Source organism: Vibrio sp. 2134-1, from assembly GCF_033339495.1.
Window position 1 is genome coordinate 1 of the sequence record NZ_JAWOUS010000955.1, and the last position, 519, is coordinate 519.

Below are 519 nucleotides of genomic sequence, written 5' to 3' on the forward strand. Positions count from 1 at the left end.
GATCAGATAAACCTGCTTTAAGTGTTTGGCTAGATGGTCAGCTAGCTTGTCAGCATAAATTCGCATGTTGATTAAGAGTTTGTTTTCTCAGTTGGCGCTGCAATTTGCCCCGCTTCGTACTCAGCACGGATTCGGCCAAGTTGACGCATCATCTGTTTCGCTGCTTGTTGACGCATCTCGTCTTCGATTACGTCACGTTCAACCGATTTTGCCAATGCTGTTAGCGGGTTGTCTAAGTAGTTGCGGTTCACGGTTGTGGTGAAATTTTTTGAGCCAAACCCTGGAATTGTGACGCGATATTGTACCACGTAAGTCAACTCTTTTTCTGCCGCACGACTGTTTTGGTAAAGCGAGAGCGTTCGCTCATCCATGGTTGCTTTGATTAAATGCAGATTTGGTACTGAAGATGACGGCTGAACTAGGTCAACTTTGTTGAGTTGCAGCTGAGAGCGTACATAGCGTGTGAGCTTGCTGTATTCATCGTAGCTAGAGAATGACATGGTGTGCAGTTCTTCCGGA

Annotated in this window: 1 protein-coding gene; it reads right to left on the bottom strand. The window is 46.1% G+C overall.

Translation table 11 applies throughout. The features are described from left to right. Window positions 1-71: 71 nt before the first annotated feature. A partial coding sequence (gene lptE, locus R7R78_RS29460) for an LPS assembly lipoprotein LptE (RefSeq protein WP_225475006.1) occupies window positions 72-519 on the bottom strand: 448 nt, incomplete at its 5' end.